At 65.8% G+C, this 21,726-nt stretch carries 15 protein-coding genes; 3 read left to right on the top strand and 12 right to left on the bottom strand.

Annotation, left to right across the window (positions count from 1 at the left end):
* Positions 1 to 210: 210 nt before the first annotated feature.
* On the top strand, positions 211 to 3,348 hold the full coding sequence (locus CS006_RS04740; protein ID WP_100510644.1) for a phosphatase PAP2 family protein: 3,138 nt from the start codon (positions 211 to 213) through the stop codon (positions 3,346 to 3,348).
* A 151-nt stretch (positions 3,349 to 3,499) separates the two neighbouring features.
* On the opposite strand, the gene mtnN is transcribed toward CS006_RS04740, so the two are convergent.
* From mtnN to CS006_RS04720, 5 genes are all read right to left on the bottom strand, one after another.
* Positions 3,500 to 4,195 (bottom strand): 5'-methylthioadenosine/S-adenosylhomocysteine nucleosidase, encoded by a 696-nt coding sequence (gene mtnN, locus CS006_RS04735; protein ID WP_100510643.1) that lies wholly within the window; start codon positions 4,193 to 4,195, stop codon positions 3,500 to 3,502.
* 31 nt (positions 4,196 to 4,226) lie between these two features.
* The gene (locus tag CS006_RS04730) at positions 4,227 to 5,411 is read right to left on the bottom strand and encodes a 3-deoxy-7-phosphoheptulonate synthase (RefSeq protein WP_100510642.1); all 1,185 of its coding nucleotides are present in this window, start codon (positions 5,409 to 5,411) and stop codon (positions 4,227 to 4,229) included.
* A gap of 84 nt (positions 5,412 to 5,495) precedes the next feature.
* Positions 5,496 to 7,193 (bottom strand): alpha-L-rhamnosidase-related protein, encoded by a 1,698-nt coding sequence (locus CS006_RS04725; RefSeq protein WP_243386800.1) that lies wholly within the window; start codon positions 7,191 to 7,193, stop codon positions 5,496 to 5,498.
* A complete protein-coding gene (locus CS006_RS10955; RefSeq protein ID WP_243386737.1) occupies positions 7,106 to 8,389 on the bottom strand; it encodes a glycoside hydrolase family 78 protein in 1,284 nt (427 codons plus the stop codon). Before CS006_RS10955 ends, CS006_RS04725 begins: the two co-directional genes overlap by 88 nt.
* 210 nt (positions 8,390 to 8,599) lie before the next feature.
* Entirely contained in the window at positions 8,600 to 9,733 is a 1,134-nt protein-coding gene (locus CS006_RS04720; protein WP_100510640.1) for a 3-deoxy-7-phosphoheptulonate synthase, read from the bottom strand.
* A 332-nt stretch (positions 9,734 to 10,065) separates the two neighbouring features.
* On the opposite strand from CS006_RS04720, the gene CS006_RS04715 reads away from it, so the two are divergent.
* Positions 10,066 to 11,079, top strand: coding sequence for a ribose-phosphate diphosphokinase (locus tag CS006_RS04715; protein ID WP_100510639.1), 1,014 nt, complete (start codon positions 10,066 to 10,068; stop codon positions 11,077 to 11,079).
* A 377-nt stretch (positions 11,080 to 11,456) separates the two neighbouring features.
* On the opposite strand, the gene CS006_RS04710 is transcribed toward CS006_RS04715, so the two are convergent.
* From CS006_RS04710 to CS006_RS04680, 7 genes are all read right to left on the bottom strand, one after another.
* Positions 11,457 to 12,791: a C1 family peptidase gene (locus tag CS006_RS04710; RefSeq protein ID WP_100510638.1), complete on the bottom strand. Its 1,335-nt coding sequence runs from the start codon at positions 12,789 to 12,791 to the stop codon at positions 11,457 to 11,459.
* The gene (locus tag CS006_RS04705) at positions 12,784 to 14,433 is read right to left on the bottom strand and encodes a coiled-coil domain-containing protein (RefSeq protein WP_207760003.1); all 1,650 of its coding nucleotides are present in this window, start codon (positions 14,431 to 14,433) and stop codon (positions 12,784 to 12,786) included. The genes CS006_RS04710 and CS006_RS04705 overlap by 8 nt, the downstream gene beginning before the upstream one ends.
* A 235-nt stretch (positions 14,434 to 14,668) precedes the next feature.
* Positions 14,669 to 15,334 (bottom strand): pyroglutamyl-peptidase I, encoded by a 666-nt coding sequence (locus CS006_RS04700; protein ID WP_100510637.1) that lies wholly within the window; start codon positions 15,332 to 15,334, stop codon positions 14,669 to 14,671.
* A gap of 36 nt (positions 15,335 to 15,370) precedes the next feature.
* The gene (locus tag CS006_RS04695) at positions 15,371 to 16,195 is read right to left on the bottom strand and encodes an IspD/TarI family cytidylyltransferase (RefSeq protein ID WP_100510636.1); all 825 of its coding nucleotides are present in this window, start codon (positions 16,193 to 16,195) and stop codon (positions 15,371 to 15,373) included.
* Positions 16,196 to 16,475: 280 nt separating this feature from the next.
* On the bottom strand, positions 16,476 to 17,510 hold the full coding sequence (locus CS006_RS04690) for a purine nucleoside phosphorylase YfiH/LACC1 family protein (RefSeq protein WP_100510635.1): 1,035 nt from the start codon (positions 17,508 to 17,510) through the stop codon (positions 16,476 to 16,478).
* A gap of 12 nt (positions 17,511 to 17,522) precedes the next feature.
* Positions 17,523 to 19,115, bottom strand: coding sequence for a peptidase U32 family protein (locus CS006_RS04685; RefSeq protein WP_100510634.1), 1,593 nt, complete (start codon positions 19,113 to 19,115; stop codon positions 17,523 to 17,525).
* Positions 19,116 to 19,224: 109 nt separating this feature from the next.
* A complete protein-coding gene (locus CS006_RS04680) occupies positions 19,225 to 19,887 on the bottom strand; it encodes a LysE/ArgO family amino acid transporter (RefSeq protein WP_100510633.1) in 663 nt (220 codons plus the stop codon).
* A gap of 286 nt (positions 19,888 to 20,173) precedes the next feature.
* Between CS006_RS04680 and CS006_RS04675 the strand changes: the two genes are divergently transcribed.
* Positions 20,174 to 21,724, top strand: coding sequence for an aminotransferase-like domain-containing protein (locus CS006_RS04675; protein WP_100510632.1), 1,551 nt, complete (start codon positions 20,174 to 20,176; stop codon positions 21,722 to 21,724).
* Positions 21,725 to 21,726: the final 2 nt, after the last annotated feature.

Raw genomic sequence — 21,726 nt, 5'->3', positions numbered from 1 at the left:
GGTCGACTTCTCCGGCGTGCGTGCAATCGCATGCCGCGGAGAAGGTGAACGCCGGATGAATTACGGTGAACGCCGGATTTCGCCACGTTGATTTCTCCCGTCATCGTGAAGCGACACCGATCTTGCCGGCGCACACTGGAATGGCAGTAATGCCGATGACGTCACGGAAACCGATGTCATCGGTTTTTTCATTGAGGAATTGGGAGAATCATGACACATACTGCCTTCCCGACCACGGTGCTGAAGGGGGCCCTCGCCGGGCTCGTCGCCGTGGCCACGCTTGCGCCGTTCGCCGCCACGGCGAACGCGGCCGACGCCGCCACGCCGCAGCAGCCCGACATCGTCTCGCTGCTCGGCGATTTCGAGAACTACTATCAGCCCGCCAACGCCTACGACAAGACCGACCCGGCCAAGCCGTTCGGCAAGGGTACCGTCAAGAACGCCGCCGTACTCAAGCATGACGACGAGACGACCCAGGCCATCAACAACGCCGCGGCCACGGCCGACGGCGCGGGTGATGGCGTCACCACGCCGACCGCACAGCAGCAGCGCGCGCTTATCGACTCCGACTACAAGATGCGCGAGACCCTGCCCGACGCGCTCGGCCCCGTGCTCGGCAAGTACCTCGCCGACGGCCTCGACGCCAGCGCGAGCGCCGACGGCAGCGCAGCGAACCCGAACGGCCCGCTCGCCAAGACCTACAGCCTGCTCATCAGCGACCACAAGAGCGGCTCCTACAATTCGGCGCTGGTCTCCGACTGGCTCGACACCGGCACCGCGAAGGTGACGTTCAACCACCCGCGTCCGTTCGTCGACCGCACCGACGCCGGCTACCCGGCCGCCGGACTCGACAAGTCCGTCGGCATCAAGCGCGTGCCCGTGTGGACCAGCGCCGACGGCGTGAAGCATGACGCCGGCTACGACGGGTTCCTTACCTCCGGCTCGTTCCCGTCGGGCCACACCACCTACGCCTACTCGGGCGGCATCGGTCTGGCGACCCTGCTGCCGCAGCTGGGCACCGAAATCGTGACCCGCGCCTCCGAGGCCGGCAACAACCGCATCGTGCTCGGCGTGCACTACCCGCTCGACATCATGGGCGGCCGCATCGACGGCGAGGTCGCGAACGCCACACTGTGGAGCGACCAGTCGTTCCGTGAGAGCAAGCTCATCCCCGCCTACAACGAACTGCAGAAGTACCTGGCCGACAAGTGCGTCGCCGACGGCAACGCCACCAAGCAGGACAACGACTACGACACCGTGCAGGCCTGCGTGACCAAGCTCAAGGCCAACGACACCGCCGGCTACCAGAACTCCTTCGTCGACCCGGTCTCCAAGACGGCCGTCACCGACCGTGCATCGGCCATCGCGGTCTACACGAACCGACTGACCTACGGCTTCGCCCAGACCGGCGCCACCGGCCAGGCCCCGGTCGTGCCGGACGAGGCCGCCAACCTGCTGCTCACCGCGTTCCCGGGAACCAGCGACTCCGTGCGCAAGCAGATCCTCGCCGCCTCCGAGATCGACTCCGGCTACCCGCTCGACGCGAGCAGCATGGGCTACCAGCGCATCAACCTCGCCAAGGCCTACAGCGCCAACGTGACGGTGAACGCCACCGGCGACACCATCCTCAAGCTCACCTTCGGCAACAAAGCCCCGAAGGTCACGACCGTCAAGCCCGATGACGTCTCCGCGCTGCTCGCCGACTTCAACAAGTACTTCATCGGCGGCAAGGGCGTGACCGACGAGGGCAAGGGCGTGCTCGCCCACGACGACAAGGTCACCGAGGACATCAACAACAAGGCGTGGGGCGCCGACGGCAACAGCACGCAGGACCAGCGCGCGGTCTCGGACGCCGCCATGGACTCCACCACGACGCTGTACGACGCGCTCGGCCCCGTGCTCGGCAAGTACTACGAGGAGGGCATGGAAGGCTGCAACGTACGCAAGTTCGTGTACGACTGCAAGCTCGGCAGCACCACGAAGTTCCTCTCCTGGGCCAACTACGGCGCCAGCACCGGCAACGCCAAGACCGTCTACTCGCACCCGCGCCCGTACGTTGACCGCGTCAACTACAACGGCACCACGCTTGACCTCAACGGCCTTCAGCAGACGCTGAACATCAAGAAGGTGCCGGCGTACGAGGAACAGGGCCAGTACGACGGCCTCGCCTCCTCCGGCTCGTTCCCGTCCGGCCACACCACGTATGCGTTCGGCCAGGGCACCGGCCTCGCCTACCTGCTGCCCGAGCTCGGTCCCGAGATCATGACCCGAGTCTCCGAGGCCGGCAACAACCGCATCGTGCTCGGCGTGCACTACCCGCTCGACATCCTCGGCGGCCACATCGCCGGCCAGTCCGGTGTGGCGAACATGATCGCCGCCGGCACCGACGATCCGAACAGCGAGGACTACCAGACCGCGTACGGCACCGAGGCCCGCAAGGAGCTCGTGGACTACCTGACCGCCCGCTGCAAGGCCGACGGCCACGGCGATACCCTCGCCGCCTGCATCGCCAACACCGGTGCCGCCAACGACAAGGGCTACACGAACGACTTCACCGATGAGGTGTCGACCAAGCCGGTGACCGACCGCAAGTCGGCCATCGCCGCCTACAAGGCCCGCATGACCTACGGCTTCCAGGCCACCGGCAAGACCGGCCAGGCCGCCGTGGTCCCGGATTCCGCCGTGCGTCTGCTCGACAACGTCGAGGCGTTCAAGAGCCTGACCGACGACCAGAAGAAGGCCGTGCTCGCCGCCACCGAAGGCGACTCCGGCTACCCGCTCGACGCGAGCAGCAAGGGCTGGGCCCGCGTGGACCTCGCCGCCGCCTACAGCGCCAAGGTGACCTTGAGCGCCGACAAGAAGACCGTGGAAAAGGTCGAGCCCGGCCAGGCCGAGGCCAGCGTGGTCGTGGCCAGCGCCGACACCACCGCCCCCGTGTTCTCCGGCGTGCAGGATGCCACCGTGGCCCTGAACGCGAAGTTCGACGCCATGGCCGGCGTGACCGCCAAGGACGACAAGGACGGCGACGTGACCTCGAACATCAAGGTGGAAGGTTCGGTCAACACCGCCAAGGCCGGCAAGTACACGCTGACCTACACGGTGTCCGACAAGGCCGGCAACACCGCCACCGCCAAGCGCGTCATCACCGTCGCGGCCAAGGGCACCGCTCCCGCCGCCGGCAGCAACGGCAGTGCCAACACGGCCGCCAACGACAACAGCGCCAATGGAGTGAAGACCGCCGGACAGCTCGGTAGGACGGGCAGCGCCGTGACCGGCATCGCCCTCGCCGTGGCCGTGGCGGTCATCGCCGGCGGCACGATGGTGGCGCTGCGCCGCCGCGACCTCTGACGAACGCGGGTCATGCGGCCGCACAAAGCCGCATGACCTGACGGCTCGTTAATCGCACGGGGCCTTGGAACCGGTCGATATCGGTTCCAAGGCCCCATTGTTCATTCAGGCACGCGTGCAGAGACACAAGGCCATGGCACGCTCCGGCCGACTACAGCCTGCCGAGGATGTTCACCACGAGCCTGGCCGCGGTGTCGGCGTATTCGCTGATGTCGAACTCCTTGAACGTCTCGTATTCGGTGTCGGCGTTGTCGCTCAGCGCGCGGATGACCAATGCGGGCACCTCGTTGCGGGAGGCGACGTGCACGACGGCGGCGCCCTCCATCTCCACGGCGTCGGCGCCGGTGGCCACGATCACCCTGTTGACGTTCTCATCGCCTTCGACGAAGTAGTTGCCGGTGGCGATGATGCCGGTGATGTGCGTGATGCCCATGTCGTCGAGGGCCGCGTCGGCGAGCTTGATGAGGGCCGGGTCGGAGTGGAACTCCTCGGTCTTCGGAGCCGACTGGGCGATGAGGCGCATGTCGGAGTCGAGGTAGCGCAGCGTACCGCCGAGCACCACGTCGTTGATGTGCAGGTGCTTGTTGAGATTGCCCGCGATGCCGGAGAAGATGACGGCTTCGGGCCCGTAGGCGTCGATGAGGTGCTGCGTGGTGGCGGCCGCGTTCACCGTGCCCATGCCGGCGACGGTGGCCACGACGTGCACCTGCTCCCCTCTTGCCGTGGTGATGTCGCCGGCGGTGATGTCGAGTCCGGCCGCATGCGTGACGGCGGCGGAATCAAGCGACTTGGCGATCAGCGCGACCTCTTCATCCATGGCGCCGATGACGGCGATGGTCCTGCTCATGAAATCTCCTTACGTTGGGTATCGGGTGTTGTCACTTCCACCTACGGGCGCTTACGGCTTCGGCGAGTTCGCGCAGCAGCCGCTCGGTCTCGGGCCAAGCGATGCATTTGTCGGTGATGGACTTGCCGTAGACGAGCTGGTCGAGCGGCGCGGCAGGCTGGTTGCCGCCTTCGATGAAGCTTTCCATCATGATGCCGGTGATGCCCTGCTCTCCGGCTGCGATGCGTGCGGCGATGTCGCGCACGACCTCGGCCTGGCGATGCTCGTCCTTGCCGGAGTTGCCGTGCGAGGCGTCGATGACCAGTCCGTGGGCGGCGGCGGAATCCTGCGGCATCTCGTCGCGTACGGCGGACATGGCGATGGCCACGGACTGTGCGTCGTAGTTGGGACCGTGGCTCGAACCGCGCAGCACCACATGGCAGTCGGGGTTGCCGAGCGTTTCGACGGCGGCGGCGCGGCCCTCGTGGTCGATGCCGAAGAACGTGTGCTGCTGGGCGGCCGCATAGCAGCCGTTGATGGCGGCCTTCACCGATCCGTCGGTCGCGTTCTTGAACCCGACCGGCATCGACAGGCCGCTGGCCAGCTGACGGTGGATCTGGCTTTCGGTGTTGCGCGCGCCGATGGCGCCCCAGGTGACGGCGTCGGCGATGAACTGCGGCGACGTGGGCTCGAGGAACTCGGTGGCGGCCGGCAGACCCGTGTCGAGCACGCCGATGAGGGTCTTGCGCGCCAGCAGCAGCCCCTTGTGGATGTTGTGGCTGCCGTCGACGTCGGGATCGTTGATGAGGCCCTTCCAGCCGACGGTGGTGCGCGGCTTCTCGAAGTACACGCGCATCACGATCATGAGCTCGCCGTCGAGTTCGCGCTTCACCGCGGCGAGACGACGGGCATAGTCGAACGCCGCCTTCGGGTCGTGCACGGAGCAGGGGCCGACGATGACGAGCAGACGGTCGTCCTGCCCATACAGGCAGGCACGCACCTCGTCTCGCGACGTGGCGACGAGGTCACGCGCCTTCTCGTCCAACGGCAGGTCGGAAAGCACCTCGGCCGGCGTGGGCAGCGGGTCGAGTTCCATGACGCGACGGTTGACGATGCGCGCGATGCCGACCTGGTCCTCCCAGCGCGGAATGCCCTGTACGTTCAGCGGGTTCTTGCCCTCACCCAGGGCCTGACGAATGGCGCGCAGCTCCTGGCCGCGGTCATTGTTCTCTTGCATTGCGATCAGTCTCCCTATGCATACGAATGTCCTCCCACATTGTACGGGCAATTGCGGGAGGACATTGTTCGGCGGATGTGACGACTACTCGGCGTCCTTGACGTCGGCGCCCCTGGCCACGATGACGTGGCGTCCGGCCGTCAGACCGTGGATGCGGCGGGCGCCTTCGGGGTAGTTGCCCTGCGCGATGGTGGTCGGCATGCCCATCGAGGCGTCGGCGGCCACGGCCTCCGTGCCATTGAGCATCAACGTGCCCTTGCCGCCGGTCAGCGGGGGCACGATCACGTCGGCGGTCGTGCCGATCGGCACGGTCAGCGTGATCTCGATGCCGTCGACGCGCTGGTCGCCGGGCATGGGGATGGTGCCGCCGAGCAGTCGGTACGAGGCCTCGATGTCGCCGGCGCCCGTCGGCACGACGGCGCTGGCCTCACGTACGGAGCCGGACTGCGGCGCCACGACGAACTCGCGGAAACCGGGCTCCAGCGGATGCACGCCCACCATGTACCGCGGCAGCAGATACGCCGGCGAGCATGCCCACGGATGCGAATACGTGGTGTTGCTCTTGAGGTCCAGACTCCACGCCTCCATGGTGGCGCCGGCGCCCTGGTCGATCATGTGCTGCCAGGTGCGTTCGCCCTCCGTGGCGGCGATGAGCGCGTTCGCCCAGGTGCCGGCGCCGGCCTTGTACAGGCCTTCGAGCAGCACGGCCGCCACATACACGCTGCAGGCCATGCCCTTGCCGTGGAGGAACTCGACCACGCGCGGGATACGTTCGGCCGGCACACGGCATCCGGAGAGCACGAACGCGGAGGCGTGCTCGGAGCAGTGACCGAGCTGTTCGCCGTCGGCGCCGGTGTCGAGACCGTCCACGTAGGCGCCGGTCTTGTCGTCCCACAGCTTCTCGTTGATGGCCCTGTTCATGCGCGAGGCGATGCGGAAGTACTTGCGCGCCTCGTCGTTCCTGCCGAGCTCCGACGCGAGGCGCGAGGCGCAGCGGTAGACGTAGACGGCGAGCGCGTTGATCACCGTGTTGACGCGTCCGAATTCGAATCCGTCGCGTTCGGCCGGCGGCCAGTCCACGAGGTCGCCGTCGGTGTGGCTGCTTTCGCCCGGGTCCTTGACGATCAGTCCGGAGGCGTCGTCGAGATGGTCGTTCGGCAGCATCGAGACGATCTGGTCCCAATGCTCGCGCGCCTGCTTGAGGCTTCCGGTCTGCACCCATTCGTTGTAGACGGCGGCCACGAGGTACATGGGCCATTCGGTGGGCCATGTGCGGTTGGCGAGCAGGAAGTCGATGGAGTACTCGCCCAATGCCGGAGCGTTGTCCAATGCCAGGTGCGCGCGCTGCTGCAGCCAGGCGTCGGCCTCGTACGGGATGCGTTCGCGCGTCCACGAATCCACGTACATGTTCACGTTGAGGCCTTCGATGGTCTTGCGGCACAGGTTCCATACGCGGTTGAGCGTCTCGTCGGACGATTCGAATCCCTTCTCGTCGCCGCGGAACGGGTAGATGAGCGCGCGGGCCATCACTGCGGTGTCGCTGTTGTACAGCGTGTCGATGAGCTCGTCGTCCCGGTGGTCGGGCAGGATCTCCACGTAGCGGAACACGCGCATGCCCCAGGTGCGGGCGGACAGCGGCACCTTGAGCTTGTTCGGCTCAAAATGCCAGATGTCCTGGTACGTGTTGTATGCGCTCAGCCGGTATTTGACGGTGCGGTCGTCGTTGAGCACCTCGCCGTAGCGGATGACGAGGTTCGTCGGGGAGGACGCATAGGCGGCCATGCGGATGCCGCCGGCCACGGCCCGGCCGAAGTCGAGGACGAGCCTGCCGTCGTCGGTCTTCCACTTGTCGACGGCCGTCCATTCGCGCAGTTCGGGCTTGTCGATCGGCGCGGCCCTGAGCTCGTCGAACGCGGGCTTGACCTTCGCGCCGGCCCAGTCGATGTCGTCGTAGCCGACCTCCGACATGCCGCGCGGATACTTGTCGACGTCGACGTATTCGGCCGGAGCTCGTAGACGTGCGAGCCGACGGAAGGCGAGTCGAGGAAGACGTTGTTGCCCACCTTGGCCAGCCACTCGCCGTTGGTGCCGAAGTGCACGAGCGTGCCGTCCTCGTACATCACGTCGAGCTGGGCCATGAAGCGCTGGTCCTCCAGCGCGTAGGCGATGACGCCGATGAAGTTGTCGCGGCCGGGGACGAGGTACCTGGTCACGTCGTAGCCGTCGTACCGGGCTTCGCCGCCGATGGGGAACGTCGGTCCGATGCCGACGAAATGACCGTTGAGCCACATGCGGTATACGAACTGGCGGGCGTGCCACACGTCGGCGCCGGTCGCGTTGAGCGTGGCCCAGCGGATGGGCTTGCGGGCCAGTCCGATGCGGCCGCGGAACAGCGCCCAGCCCCGGGAGTTGTGCTCGGACTGCAGGGTGGCGGGCTTGTCGGCGAACTGGTCGTCGGCGTCGGATTTCACGGCCTCGTCACGCGCGTTCTCCGGCAGTTCGATGGTGGTGTAGGCGTTCGCGGTGATCGGGTCCGCCCAGATCGGCTCGGCCTGCCATTCGGCGCCGGCGCCGGTGCCGAACGTGGTCGGCTCGCTCCATGCGGTGGGCTTGCTGGAATCCTCGGTGCCGCGCCAGACGCGCACGGACGCCCAGTAGCGGCGGCTGGCCGACATGTCCACCTCGTCGAGGGCGAGGCCGCCGAAGCCGTTGCCTTCGCGGCGGCCGGAATCCCAGACGTCGCCGGTGCCGGATTCCGCGATGTCATAGGTGGACGCGACGACGACCTGGTAGGCGACGACCGTGTTGAAGGCGGTGGCCTCGTCGGCCGCCTGCACGGTGCCGATGTCGACGAGCGGCACCACCCAGCTGAGCACGGGGACGCTTCCCGGCTCCAGGTCGACGGGAGCCACCCTGTCGTTCACCTTCAGTTGCGTGGGAGCCTTGCTCTCCGTAACCACGACGATGCGTTCGGTCATGTTCTCTTCCCTTCTTCCGCTTCATTGCAGAACATGCATACATGACCATTATTGGACGGAAACGCCGAAAAGGAAGAACATTTTCCCGTGTTTTTATCTCGTCGTCAGCCGGATGACACGAAACGTCCGAAGACGACGGGAGGTCTCCCGCGCAGACGGGAGACCTCCGGGAAAAACGCCATGCGACGTAAGACGACGGTTTGCATCGCCCTACAGCGCGCGGCGCCGGCGAACGGCCTCGGCGAGCGTGCGCAGCAGCTCGGCGGTGCGATCCCACGGCACGCAGCGGTCGGTGACGGACTTGCCGTATACGAGCTGGTCGAGCGGGGCGGGCTTCTGGGCGCCGGCCTCGATGAAGCTTTCCATCATGATGCCGGTGATGCCCTTCTCGCCGCCCGCGATGCGTTCGGCGAGGTTCTCGACGACCTGCGCCTCGACGACCTCGTCCTTGCCGCAGTTGCCGTGCGCGGCGTCGACGATCAGGCCGACCTCGCTGGGGCCGGGGGCCTTGGACTTCTTCAGCGCCTCGAGTGCGGCCTTCACCGATTCGGCGTCGTAGTTCGGCCCGTGGCTCGAACCGCGCAGGATCAGATGGCAGTCGGGGTTGCCCTTCGTCTCGGCGGCGATCACATGGCCGTCGAGGTTGATGGACAGGAAGTGGTGCTGGAAGCTGGAGGCATAGCAGGAGTCGGCGGCCGCCTTGATGGAGCCGTCGGTGGAGTTCTTGAAGCCGACCGGCATCGACAGGCCGCTGGCCAGCTCGCGGTGCACCTGGCTTTCGGTGTTGCGCGCGCCGATCGCACCCCAGCTGATGGCATCGGAAAGGTACTGCGGCGTGATGGGGTCAAGCCATTCGGTGGCGGCGGGCACGCCGAGCTCGAGCACGTCGGACAGCACCTTGCGGGCCATGAACATGCCCTTGCGGATGTTGAACGTGCCGTCGAGATCGGGATCGTTGATGAGACCCTTCCAGCCGATGGTGGTGCGCGGCTTCTCGAAGTACACGCGCATGACGATCACCAGGTCGTCGTTGAGTTCCTTCTTGAGTTCGGCCAGCCGCTGCGCGTAGTCGTGCGCGGCCTTCGGGTCGTGGATCGAGCAGGGGCCGACGATGGCGAGCAGGCGGCCGTCACGGCCGTTGAGCACGTCACGGATCTCCTGACGCGAACGGCGGACGAGATCGAGCTGCCTGTCGCTGAGCGGGATCTCCTTGATAAAGGAGCGAGGTGCCGGAATAGGATCAAGCTGATAGATGTTCACATCCATCGTCTCGGGAAAAACCGCGCGCTCCGAGAGATTGCGCCGTTCGTCTTCGCTGCTGTCGGGTCCGCGAAGCACTGCCATATTTCTCACCTCTTTCACTGCATGATGCGACAGTCTGTCGCCATGTATCGTCGTCTCGACCGTCGAGACGACCACCCCACTATACGATGCTCCGGCCGGACTCCCATGCTTTGTCTCACGAGATTGCCTCACATCATCGTGCGGGCATGACCCATTGTCTCACTATTTCCTGCCATTGCCACATATCGGGACCATATCGCAGGCGTTTTCCAAAGTCATGTGACGAAAAACGTTTGCCGGAGTGTCACGCACGCCGACACCCCTACTCTTGACTCATAGGCAATGACAATGACTTCGGCTACTATCGACAAGGGTCGAAAGGAGAATCTCGCATGTCCACAGTCTTGGAGGAAACCCCGAAGAGGAAGCTCGCCATCGTCACCGGCCGCGCGTACCCGGAATTGGGTGAGGAAGTGGCGAAATGCCTAGGCATCGAGGTTCTTCCCACGACCGCCTATGACTTCGCGAACGGCGAGATGTACATCCGCTTCAAGCAGCCCGTCCGAGGCGCCGACGTCTTCGTGCTGCAGAGCCACACCACCCCCATCAACAAGTGGATCATGGAGCAGCTCATCATGATCGACGCCCTCAAGCGCGCGTCGGCACGCTCCATCACCGTCGTGGCCCCGTTCTTCGGCTACTCCCGTCAGGACAAGAAGCACCAGGGCCGCGAGCCCATCACCGCCCGTCTGGTGTTCGACCTGTTCAAGACCGCCGGCGCGGACCGCATCGTCACCGTCGACCTGCATGCCACGCAGGAGCAGGGCTTCTTCGACAACCCCGTCGACCACCTCACCGCCATGCCGATTCTCATCGACTACGTGCGCTCCCACATGGAGCTCGACAACGTCACCATCGTCTCCCCCGACGCCGGCCGCATCAAGGTCTCCGAGCGTTGGGCCGCGAAGCTCAACAACCGTCCGCTGGCGTTCATCCACAAGTCCCGCGACATCACTCGTCCGAACCACGCCGAGGCCCACGGCATCATCGGCGACGTGGACGGCCGCGACTGCATCGTCGTCGACGACATGATCGACACCGCCGGCACCATCTGCGAAGCCGTGAAGGTGCTGCGCGGCGCCGGCGCCAAGAGCGTGACGCTCGTGGCCACGCACGGCCTGCTCTCCGGACCGGCCGTCGACCGCCTGAAGGAATGCGGCGCCCGCGAGATCATCCTCACCGACACCGTGCCCGTCCCGGCCGAAAAGCGCTTCGACGGCGTCACCGTGCTGTCGATCGCTCCGCTGCTGGCCGCCGGCATCCGCTCCGTCTTCGAAAGCGACTCGGTGACCCACCTGCTCGAAGGCCTCCCCAGCGACATGCGCGCCCGCAACATCTACGCGTAAATCCGCGTAAGTCCCAGGACGATACGAAAAAGGTCCGGCACCCGATGGTGTCAGACCTTTTTATTTGCGCGTATTGGCTGCGCATGCCTTCGGCATGCTACATAGCCAAAGCGTGCCGGAACGCCGGATGACGGCGTCCCAGGGAGGCTACAAAACAGTCCACTGGACTGTTTTGCTTAACGCCTCCTAGCGCTGGCCGCGCGAGCCTTTGGCTCGCTATATGGCCAAAGCGGACATTGCGACGATCTACGATCGACAACAATACTGATGGAGCCTCGCCCTTGGCGGGACGAGGCTCCATGGTCGGCTGCTCGACAGTCCACCGGACTGTCTCACGACGCCTCCGCGCGTATTGGCCGACGCGCGCCTTCGGCGCGCTACTTGGCCAAAGCGCCCATTGGATCCCAGGCGGGGAGGGGGATGGCGGGCTGGGTCAGGGCGTCCTGATACTCCTTGGGCAGGTAGGACCTGGGGACGGCGACCTCGTAGACGAACTCGCTGAACCAGTCGTCGCTCATCGTGAAGTAGCCCTTGTCGGCGATCTTGTCGCCCCACGAATTCTCCACGCGCCAACGACGCGTCGTCCTGCCGTCGTCGGCCACGTCGACGCCCACGAACGCCATGGCGTGGTTCATCGCGGAATCGGCGAAGCGCACACGTTCCTCCTTGTCCATGTCGAAGTCGACGTCATACACGCGGTCGTATTCGAACAGGTCGGTGGCCCACGCACCGTTCGTGCGATCCATCATCGGATGGCAGTCGGCACCGAACCACACGGGGATGCCCTGTTCCTCCATGATGCGGCGGGCGCAGTCCTTCATGAAATCGACCGGAACGTTGAGGTATTCGGTGGGTGCGCCACCGACCACGTTGCCCAGATGCTCGATGGCGATCTTACGGCCCTTCGGATGCTCCGCACGCGGGTCGTCGACCAGGCACACGTAGTCCTCGAGTCCGGCATCGACATATCGGTTCCAGAACTCGACCGGCGTGATCTCGCCGACGCGATGGAAACCGCCCTCGTCGTCGGTCCACTCCCAGTCGAAGCTCGTCGGCGGGGTGCCCAGATGGATGGTGAGGATGCGGTGCGCGGCCGCCAGCGTCTCCTCGATCGTGGCCGCGGCATCCGCCCCCTCATACAGGCGTGCGACGGCGCGACGCAGCACATGACGCAGGTTCACGTTCATCTGGCCGGTATTCTGGCTCGACGCGGTTTCGGGGAACAGGTCCTTCGGCACGGCGCCGTACTTCGTATAGACGTTCAGCGCCATGGTCCACTGGCCGCCATCGCCCATCACGTCGTGCAGCAGATGCTGCACCAGACGCGAATCCTCGGATTCACCGGCGGCGACAAGGGCCGCCACGTCCTGCATGAAGTAGTTCACGCGCTCGAGCTTGTCGTAGTACATGGCATAGCTCTGCGAGAACTCGAAGTCCTTGACGCCGAGGTTCTTCTTGGCCACGAATCGGGCCACGTTCAGCGAGCTGAACAGCCAGCAACGACCGGATCGGGCCTGCGAGGTGACCTTGCCGTTGTCGACGGTCGTCGAGAAGCGACGCTGCAGCGAACGGGCGCGGTCGAAGTTGCGGGCCACCTTGTCGATGCCGGAATCGGTGACCGCGTTCATGGCGATGCGGTTGGCCTCGCGGGCGTCGAAGCGCTCGCACAGTCCGGCGAGGCGGTCTTCGGAAAGCGACATGAAATCAGGCATGGTGCTGCTCCTTGTGCTGGGGTTCGATCGACGGCGGCATCTGCGCGGGGGCCGGCAGCGGATCCTGCTTCGGCACGGCGATGGTCTCGGCGATGTCGACGAGCGGGGCGTGCTGCACGGAGGAGACCGACGGGGCCGGGGATTCCTGCACCGGCGCCGCAGGTTCGGCCGGAGTCTCATTCACCGCGGCGGGGATATCGGCTGCGGCCGGCTCTTCAGCGGCGTCCACGGCCACCGGGCCGGTCGTCTCATCCACGTCATGGGCGGGCAGCGGCTCCGGAGCGGAGGCCACGGCGTTGGCCACCGGCACGTCCGGGGCCTCGTCCTTCTCGGCCTTGGCGGCAACCGGGGCGGCGATGGACGGCACGTCGGCCGACTTGTTGCCATCCACATGGCCGTTGCCGCCGAAGCCGAACGCGTTGGAGAAGATGGAACGCAGCTCGTCCACACGCGCGGTGATGGAGGCCTCGCGGGCCTGCAGCGCGGTGATGTGGTCCTGCAGACCCTGGATCTCCTTCTGCGCGGCCTGGCGGCGCTGCTCGATCTGGTCGTCGGCCTTGCGGGAGGCCTCCTCGATCATGTCCTTGCTCTGCTTGTCGGCCTCCTGACGCTTCTGCACGGCGTAGGCGTCGGCATCGGCGCGGGCTGTGCGGGCCTGGGAAAGCAGCTCGTCGGACTCCTGCTGCGCCTGGGCGCTACGCTCCTTGATGTTCGCGAGCACCTCGTTCACCTTCGCGGTGGCGTCGTCCTGCTGGGCGGCGATGTCCTTGCGAATCTGCTCGACCTCGGCGGCCACCTTGGCCATGCGCTCGGAGCGCTCCACCTCGGCGGAGTCCGTGAGTCGACGGGCGTTGGCCTGAGCCTTCTCGATGATGTCGCCGGCCTGGCGCTTCGCGTCGGAAAGCATCTTGTTCACCTGGTCGCGCACGTCGTTGAGACGGTCGTTGGCCTGGTCGAGGGCCTTCTGGATGCGGTCGTCGGATTCGCTCTTCTTGCGGGCGATCTCCTCGTCGGCGGCCTGGCGCTGGCTGGCGATCTCCTGCGTGAGCTTCGTGCGCTGCTCGGCCATCTCGCGCTCATGCGACGACTTCTGGGCCTCCAGCGCCTTCTCCTGATCGCCGCGCTTCGTGGCCAGCTCGAGCTGCAGCGTATCGCGCTGCTCCTTGGCCTGCTTCTCGGCCACGGCCTTGAGCTGCTGGGCGGTCTGCTGGGCGGAGGAAAGAATGGTGTTGGCCTCGGTGCGCGCCTTCGACACCATGGACGCGGCCTCGGACTGGGCGTCGTCGTGCACCTGCGTCGCATCGATGGAGGCGTTGTTGAGGATGGTGTCCGCCTTCTCCTGGGCGGTCTTGCGAATGCGGGCGGCGTCCTGCTTGGCACGGTCGAGCAGCTCGCGGCTCGTCTGTTCGGCGGAGGCGAGCAGCTGCTGGGCGGAGGCGCCGAGGGAGGCGAAGGAGTTCTTCTGCGGCGCGGTCTTGCGCGCCTTCTCCTCCTGAAGCTCGGCCTCGAGCTTCAGAATGCGCTGGTCATAGGCCTTGATCTGCTCACGCATGCGCTCCTGGTTCTCGCGCATGTTGGCCATGGCCTGATCGACATGCTCCTTGTCATATCCTCGCAACACCACGGGGAAATTCTCTGCCATAACGACTCCTGCCTCACACAATCCGAGATTGCCTATACGGGGTGCACTCCCCCGACTGGTAGGAACTTTAGCGCAGTCGAAAGGCCCGCACAGGGTCGGCGCGCCGCCTTGCCACAGATGTCACACACTTGACACAGGATGTTCGAACGACCACTTCCGCAAACGGCTTGCGAAAGTGGTTTTCATATATGGGACAGTCGAATACCGGTGTATTGGATGTCCAAGTCGGCGACGTCTAGATCTCGTCCGCGTAGATCTCGTCGGAGAACGGCTGCATGGCGTAGCCGACGGTGGCCCGCACCGCGTCCTCCGCGGCGGCGACCATCTGGTCGAGCGACAGTCCCGAACCGTACAGGCCGCCGTCGCCCACCTTGGGGAAGCTCAGGAAGCCCGACAGCGTGCGCGCCTGCTGCGCGTTCCAGTGCAGCAGCTGATAGAACAGCGAATTGCACACGAACGTGCCGGCGTCGGAGCTCAGCGTGGCGGGGATGTTCTGCTCGGTGAAGTCATGCAGAATCGCACGCAGCGGCAGACGCGTCCAGTATGCGGCCGGACCGTCCGGCTCGATGGGCGTGCGACGCGGCTGCACGTTGTCGGCGTCCGGGCGCGAGGCGTCGATGAGATTCGTGGCGCAGCGCTCCAACGCCACCGAATGCGCATGGGTCTTGAGCCCCGTGGCGATGACCACGTCGGGATGCACCGCCTCGATGGTCTCGTGCAGTTTCGGCCACGCGTTCTGGAAGCTCAACGGCAGCAGCACCGAGGTCACCTGTATGTCGGCGCCTTCGGGAGCCCCGGCCACACCGCGCGAGGAGAGCGTCTCACTCACCTCGGCGGAAGGGTTGAGGTCGATGCCTTCGTAATGGTCGAATCCGGAAATGACGACGTTGAACTGCTGCATGGTTTCAGTGTAGCCGCAGACACGGCCGACGACCGGTCAGCGACGCATCTGCTTGAAGGCGTCGGCGAACACGGCGTGCATGCGGACCTTGGCCTCCTCGCGGGTTCGCGGTCCGGAGATCGTCTCGGCGATGTTCTCGGCGACGGGGATGTCGGCCAGCGTCGTGATCTTCAGGTTCGTCTCGGTTCCGGCGACGATGGCGACCGGGGTGTCGGGCAGGTAGTCCACGACCACGCGGGTGTCGTCGGTCGGATGGAAGTCGGGGTCGCTGTCGGCCTGGGCGTATGCCTTGCGGATCGTGGCGAAACGGAACGCCTGAGGCGTCTGCGCGCGGAACGTGTTCGGACGGTCGGGCACCGTGCGGATGACCTTGCGATCGCCGAGATCCTCGGTGAGTAGCACGGTGTCGGTGGACGCCACGGCCACGGTGGCGGCCTCGAACTCGTCGAGCGCGTCGATGCAGCCGTTGATGGAATGCTGTTCGACGAACGGGCGGACGGCGTCGTGGATCAGCACCTTCGCCTCGCCGGGGATGCCGGCGTCGGCGAGCATCTGCAGCGCGTTCTGCGTGCTGTCGGAACGCTCGGCACCGCCGGGGATGACCGCGCGCACCTTGCCGAAGCCGTTGGCGTCGATGAGCCGCTCCACCTCGTCGCCCACCTGCGCGTTGACCACCACGATGATGTCGGTCACGCGCGGATTCTTCTCGAACGCCTCGATGGACCAGACGACGATCTCCTTGCCGCCGACCGACACCAGCTGCTTGGGGTTGTCGGGGTCGAAGCGGGTGCCGAACCCTGCGGCCAGCACCACGGCGACCACGGGAACGGAGGACGGGGAAACACTGCTCTTCTCACACATGCCCCCAACCGTAAGCCAGCACGGCAACCCGCCGGCGCCGCCGCCCGAAATTCTGCACCGAATATGCAACTGGCGCGGCCGGCGTCAGCGACGGGGCCTGTTTACTCACCGAATCCGCCACTTGGCCGGTTGCTCACTGTTTTCCGCCACGAAATGACGGAACCGTCGGCGTGCCGTGGCGGATTTCGGTGAGTGACAAAGTTCATGGCGGATTGTGGTGAGTGAACGCGTGCGACAAGGCCGGGCACGGCGCGGCCATCGGCCGCCGCCTCACGCTCCCCTACTCGCGTACGACGAGGGCGAGGAGTCGGCCTTCGTGGGTCTTGCCGGCGAGCGTGGCGCGGCGGTGCGAGAACCACAGCGGGTTCTCGAGCGTGCACAGGCTGTGGCGCACGTTGCCGAGACGCTCATGCAGTTCGGGGTCGCCCTCGTTGTCGGACCTGCACAGGGCCTTGAGCTCCTCGTCGTCGGCGAGGTACTTGGTGGCGGCGTTGACGCGCGGCATGGAGTCGACCGTGTGATGCACGCCAGCGAAGGCGAGGTCGATCATCGCGGCCTCGGCGATGTCGATGCCGGCGCCGCCGAAGCGGGACTTGGTCTTGGTGAGGGGGAAGCGCTTCTGGAAGTCGTCGGCCACCTCGTCGCCCACCTCGTAGCATTCGCCGCAGATGCGCGGGCCGAGCGTGGCGACGATCTCGTCGCGCTTGGCGCCCTTCTTGACCATCAGGTCGACGGTCTCGCCGATGACCCCGCGCTGGAGGCCACGTCGGCCGCAGTGGGCGGCGCCGATGATGCCGGTGGTCGGGTCGGCGAACAGCACGGGCAGGCAGTCGGCGGCGAACATGCCGAGGGCAATGCCGGTGCGCGACGTCACCTGGCCGTCGGCCTCGATGCGCTGTGATTCGCGCTCCTCGCCCAGCTGCGTGCCGGAGGCGTCGAAGCCGTAGGGCGCGTTCTCCCGGTACAGGTCGTCGACATCCACGGCCACGGCGGAATGTACCTGACCGACCAGCGAAAGCTTCGCATGGATCTCGCCGGCGAGCGCCTCGCGGTTGGATTCGATGGCGGCCGGGTCGTCACCGCCGCGACCGCCGAGGTTCAATGCCGCGTAGTCGCCGGTGGAGATGCCGCCGAGGCGCGTGGTGTAGACGACCTTGACGCCGGGGGCGAGCGGGATCGGGATGGTGACGGGCACGGGCCGGCCGTCGTCGTAGTGGGTGGGCAGCGTGTTGCTGTCGAGGATCTTGGCGTTGGGGTCGTCGGGGTTCGGGTTGTTCAGCGGATTGGCGCTGGGATTCTGGTTTGAGTTGGTCATGATTGCCTTCCTTTAGGCGGCTTTGAGGGTTGGCTTCTTGGTGCGTGAGCGCATGGCGGCGTTGAGCGGCACCTCATGCGGGCAGGGCAGGGAGAACACGCGCGCCGGATGGTTGATGGCGGCGACGGGCACGCCGTCGGCGTCCTCCAGCCCGTCGTCGGGCACGGTGTAGGCGAGCGGGGCCTCGCCGGGCAGTACGAATTCGACGAGCTGGCCGGGTTCTATCTTGTTGCGGGCCATGATGGTCACGCGGCCGCCGCGTTCGGCGTTCCAGCCGAGCACCTCGCCCACGACGAGCCAGTCGCGGAAGTATGCGGACCGGTCGGTGTTCTGCGTCACCTTCTGTTCGGGGTAGTAGAAGCCGGTGGAGTAGTCGCGGTGGGCCACCTTGTACGGCTCTTCGACCAGCCATTCGGGCAGTTCGACGCGCGGGGCCGGACGGCATTTCGCATGGTGCCAGCCCTCGGGCAGGACCTCCTCGCGCGTGTTGGACTTGCGGCGGGTGGAGCGTGCGCGGTAGCTCAGGTTGTCGAGCTGCGAGCCGCCGGCGGAACGGGCGGCGGCGTCCTCCACAACGGCGGAGGCATCATCGGCGTCGCCTCCTTCGACCGGCGCCTCGCCCGGCATGCCGGCGAACGCCTTGTCCGCGTTGCGTTCGATGTCGTCGTCAGCGGCCTGTTCGAAGTCAGGGTCGCCGGGGCGGATCACGCAGTCGCGGAACGGACGCAGCACGTTGCCGTCGGCGTCCTCGAATCCGCGCTGCACCATGTATTCGTTGACGGCGGTCTTGTAGGCGTTGGTCATGGCGGCCACATAGTAGGCGCTCTTGGAGCGGCCTTCGATCTTCAGACTGCTGGCGCCGGAGTCGAGCAGGTCGTCGATGTGCTCGAGCATGTTCATGTCCTGCGAGTTGAAGAGGTATGCGCCCTCCTCGGTCTGCTCGATGGGATAGTACTGTCCGGGTCGCTTCTCCTCCACGATGGAGTACTTCCAGCGGCAGGGCTGTGCGCATTCGCCGTGGTTGCCGTCGCGGCCGGTGAGGTAGTTGGAGAACAGGCAGCGGCCGGAGAACGCCATGCACATGGCGCCGTGCACGAAGCATTCGATGTCCATGTCGTCGGGGATGCGGGCACGGATGTCGCGCACGGCCTGCAGGTCCATCTCGCGGGCGAGCACGACGCGTCGGGCGCCGAATTCGTAGAGCGCCTGCGCGGCGCCGTAGTTGGTGACGCCGGCCTGCGTGGAGACGTGCAGTTCGAGGTCGGGCGCGACCTGATGGGCCATCATCATCACGCCGATGTCGGTGACGATGAGCGCGTCGATGCCGGTGTCCTTGAGCTGACCGATGTAGTCGCGGATCGCCTCGACCTCGGCGTTGCGCGGCAGCACGTTCAGCGTGACGTATACGCGCGAGCCGACGGCGTGGGCGTAGCGTGCGCCCTCCTCGAAGTCGGCGAGGCTGAGGTTGCGCGGCGCGCTTCTCATGCCGAAGGCCTTGCCGCCGCAGTAGACGGCGTCCGCACCGTAGTCGATGGCGGTCTTGAGTCCGCGCAGGTTGCCGGCCGGGGCCAATACTTCGGGCCGATGACGACGGACGATGGACATGGTCGGGGTATCCAAGGTTTTCAGGGTTTCAGTTGATGAAGTCATAGCATAGGCCAGTCTAGCCGAGGCCTATCTCCAAATTCCGGGCGGATTTTTCCCGCCGCGAATCCTACAGCACCGCCATGGCGAATTCAGCGAGGAGCTTGAGGCCGTAGACGATGATAACCGTGCCGCACACCTTGTTGAGCACGCCGATGGCCTTCGGACTGAACCGGTCGCGGAATGCGGAGACGAGCAGCGTGACGCCGATGAACCAGCCGACGGACGCGGTCTCGACGCCGGTGATGAACGGCGTGGACTGCGCTGCGGTAAGCGTGGCACTGAACGCGCCGAGCATGAGCGTGCCGTCGATGATGGCCTGCGGATTGCACCAGGTGACCACGCATGCCGTGGAGATGGTGTGGCCGAGGTCATCGGATTTCGCCATGGATTTCGTGGCGGGCTTCACGGAAGACCCCGCGCGGCCATCCGACTTCGCGCCGCCGTCGGCTTCGGGCCTCGCGCGCAGCAGTCCCGCGCCGATGCGCATCACCACCAGTCCGCCGATGGCCAGAACGCCCAGCTGCAGCCACTCATAGCGCTGCATCAGCGACCCCACGCCGAAGAAGCAGGAGAGCGAGAGCGCCACATCGAACACGATGACAATGAGCGCGGTCATCAGCGCACGACGACGCGTCTTGGTCAGCGCCGAGTTGATGACGAACAGATTCTGCATGCCGATCGGCGCGATATACGCCAGGCCGACCGTCAGCCCCTGCAGATAGAAACCCATGATTACCAGCTCACACTTTCTTCCCAATACGCCGAATAATCAGCCAAGTCGGTTTTGGCTGGATTATCATCATCCATCCAAATGCAGCCAACAAACCATCATCATTCGGTTTTCCCCATTGCAATTACTGCAATTCTCTATAACTAATCGCTTATTGTAGGAGTACAATACCAATCAGCAACCAGCCAAAATGCAGGGCATCGGCTCAACCAAAGCCATACGTCCCGCAGCATGTCAATCCGATACGCCACCGTCAGCACCATCGCCAACCAAGGAGGCCCTTCCCATGGCACGATCAGCGCCGCTTGTCATCGACTGGAAGCCGGACCGCACGTCGAGCGTGCCGATCACCGAGCAGATCGTGCAGTACATGTGCGCGCAGGTCTCGGGCGGCGCATGGCCCATCGGTTCGCGACTGCCGTCGCAGCGTGCGCTGGCCGAGGGTTTCGGCGTGAACCGCTCGACGGTGATCGCGGCCATCAACGAGCTGACCGACTACGGCATCGTCGAGGGATTGCACGGTGCCGGCACGCGCATCGTGAGCAACACGTGGTCGCTGATGCTGCCGGGCGCCCCGGATTGGGCGGACTATGTGTCGTCGGGCTTCTTCAAGGCGAACAACACCACCATCCAGGCCATCAACCGTCTGGAGTTCGACCCCTCGATGGCCAGGCTCGGCACCGGCGAGCTCGATCCGAGGCTGTTCCCCCGCGATATGTGGCATGACGTGCTCATCGAGGCCGCAGGCGAAATCGATTCGATGGGATACCCTCCCCCGGAAGGCCTGCCCGAACTACGCGAGGCCATCGCCGCGCATATGCGCGAATCCGGCATCGAGACCGGGCCGGAACAGATTCTCGTGACGTCGGGCGCATTGCAGGCCCTGCAGATCATCTCGGTGAGTCTGCTGAGCGCCGGATCGACCGTGGTCGCCGAGGCGCCGAGCTATATCAAGTCGCTGCAGGTGTTCCAGTCGGCGGGCATGCATCTCGCCGGCGTACCGATGGACGCGAACGGCATCGACGTGACGGCGCTGTCGCGCATGCTCGCAGGCGGCACGGCGGCCACGACCGCAGGCGACACGGCACCGCTCCCCTCGCCCACGGCCTCGCGTCGCAACAGCCGCAACGGCCGCGGCTCGGTGCTCTACACGATTCCGACGAACCACAATCCCACCGGCGTCACCATGAGCGAGGCGAGACGCCGCGAACTCCTGGAATGCTGCGTGGCCAACCGTCTGCCGATCATCGAGGACGGCGCCTACCAGGACCTCGTCTTCGACGACTCCCCCACCCCGCCGAAATCCCCCGCTCCGCTGAAGTCGATGGACGAGACCGGCATGGTCATCTATCTCGGCAGCGCGTCGAAGGCGCTGGCGCCGGGCCTGCGCATCGGCTGGATCGTGGCGCCCGAACCGATCGTGCATCGCCTCGCCGACGTGAAGATGCAGATGGACTACGGCGCAAGCCTGCTGTCGCAATGGGTGTTCGCCCGGTTCCTGACCAGCGGCCGATACGGCGCGTTCCTCGCCGAATTGAAGAAGGAATTGCGCCGCCGTCGCGACGCCGCATTGGCGACGCTCGGCCGTCTGTTCGGCGACGTCGCGCACTGGAACACGCCCGGCGGCGGATTCTATATCTGGCTGACGTTCGACGAGCCGATGCCGATGGGACGGCTGTTCCAGAAGGCCGTAGAGGCGGGCGTGCTGCTCAACCCCGGCGACATCTACGATTTCGAGGGCGACAATTCGCTGCGTCTGAGCTACGCGTACACCACGCCGGCCGAGTTCGGCGACGCCGCCGAACGACTGGCCGCCGTGGTGCGCGCGCTGGGATGATC

It is taken from the genome of Bifidobacterium primatium, assembly GCF_002802875.1.
GTDB lineage: Bacteria > Actinomycetota > Actinomycetes > Actinomycetales > Bifidobacteriaceae > Galliscardovia > Galliscardovia primatium.
The sequence above is the reverse complement of the archived record's forward strand: the minus strand, read 5'-3'. Positions and strand labels throughout refer to the sequence as shown.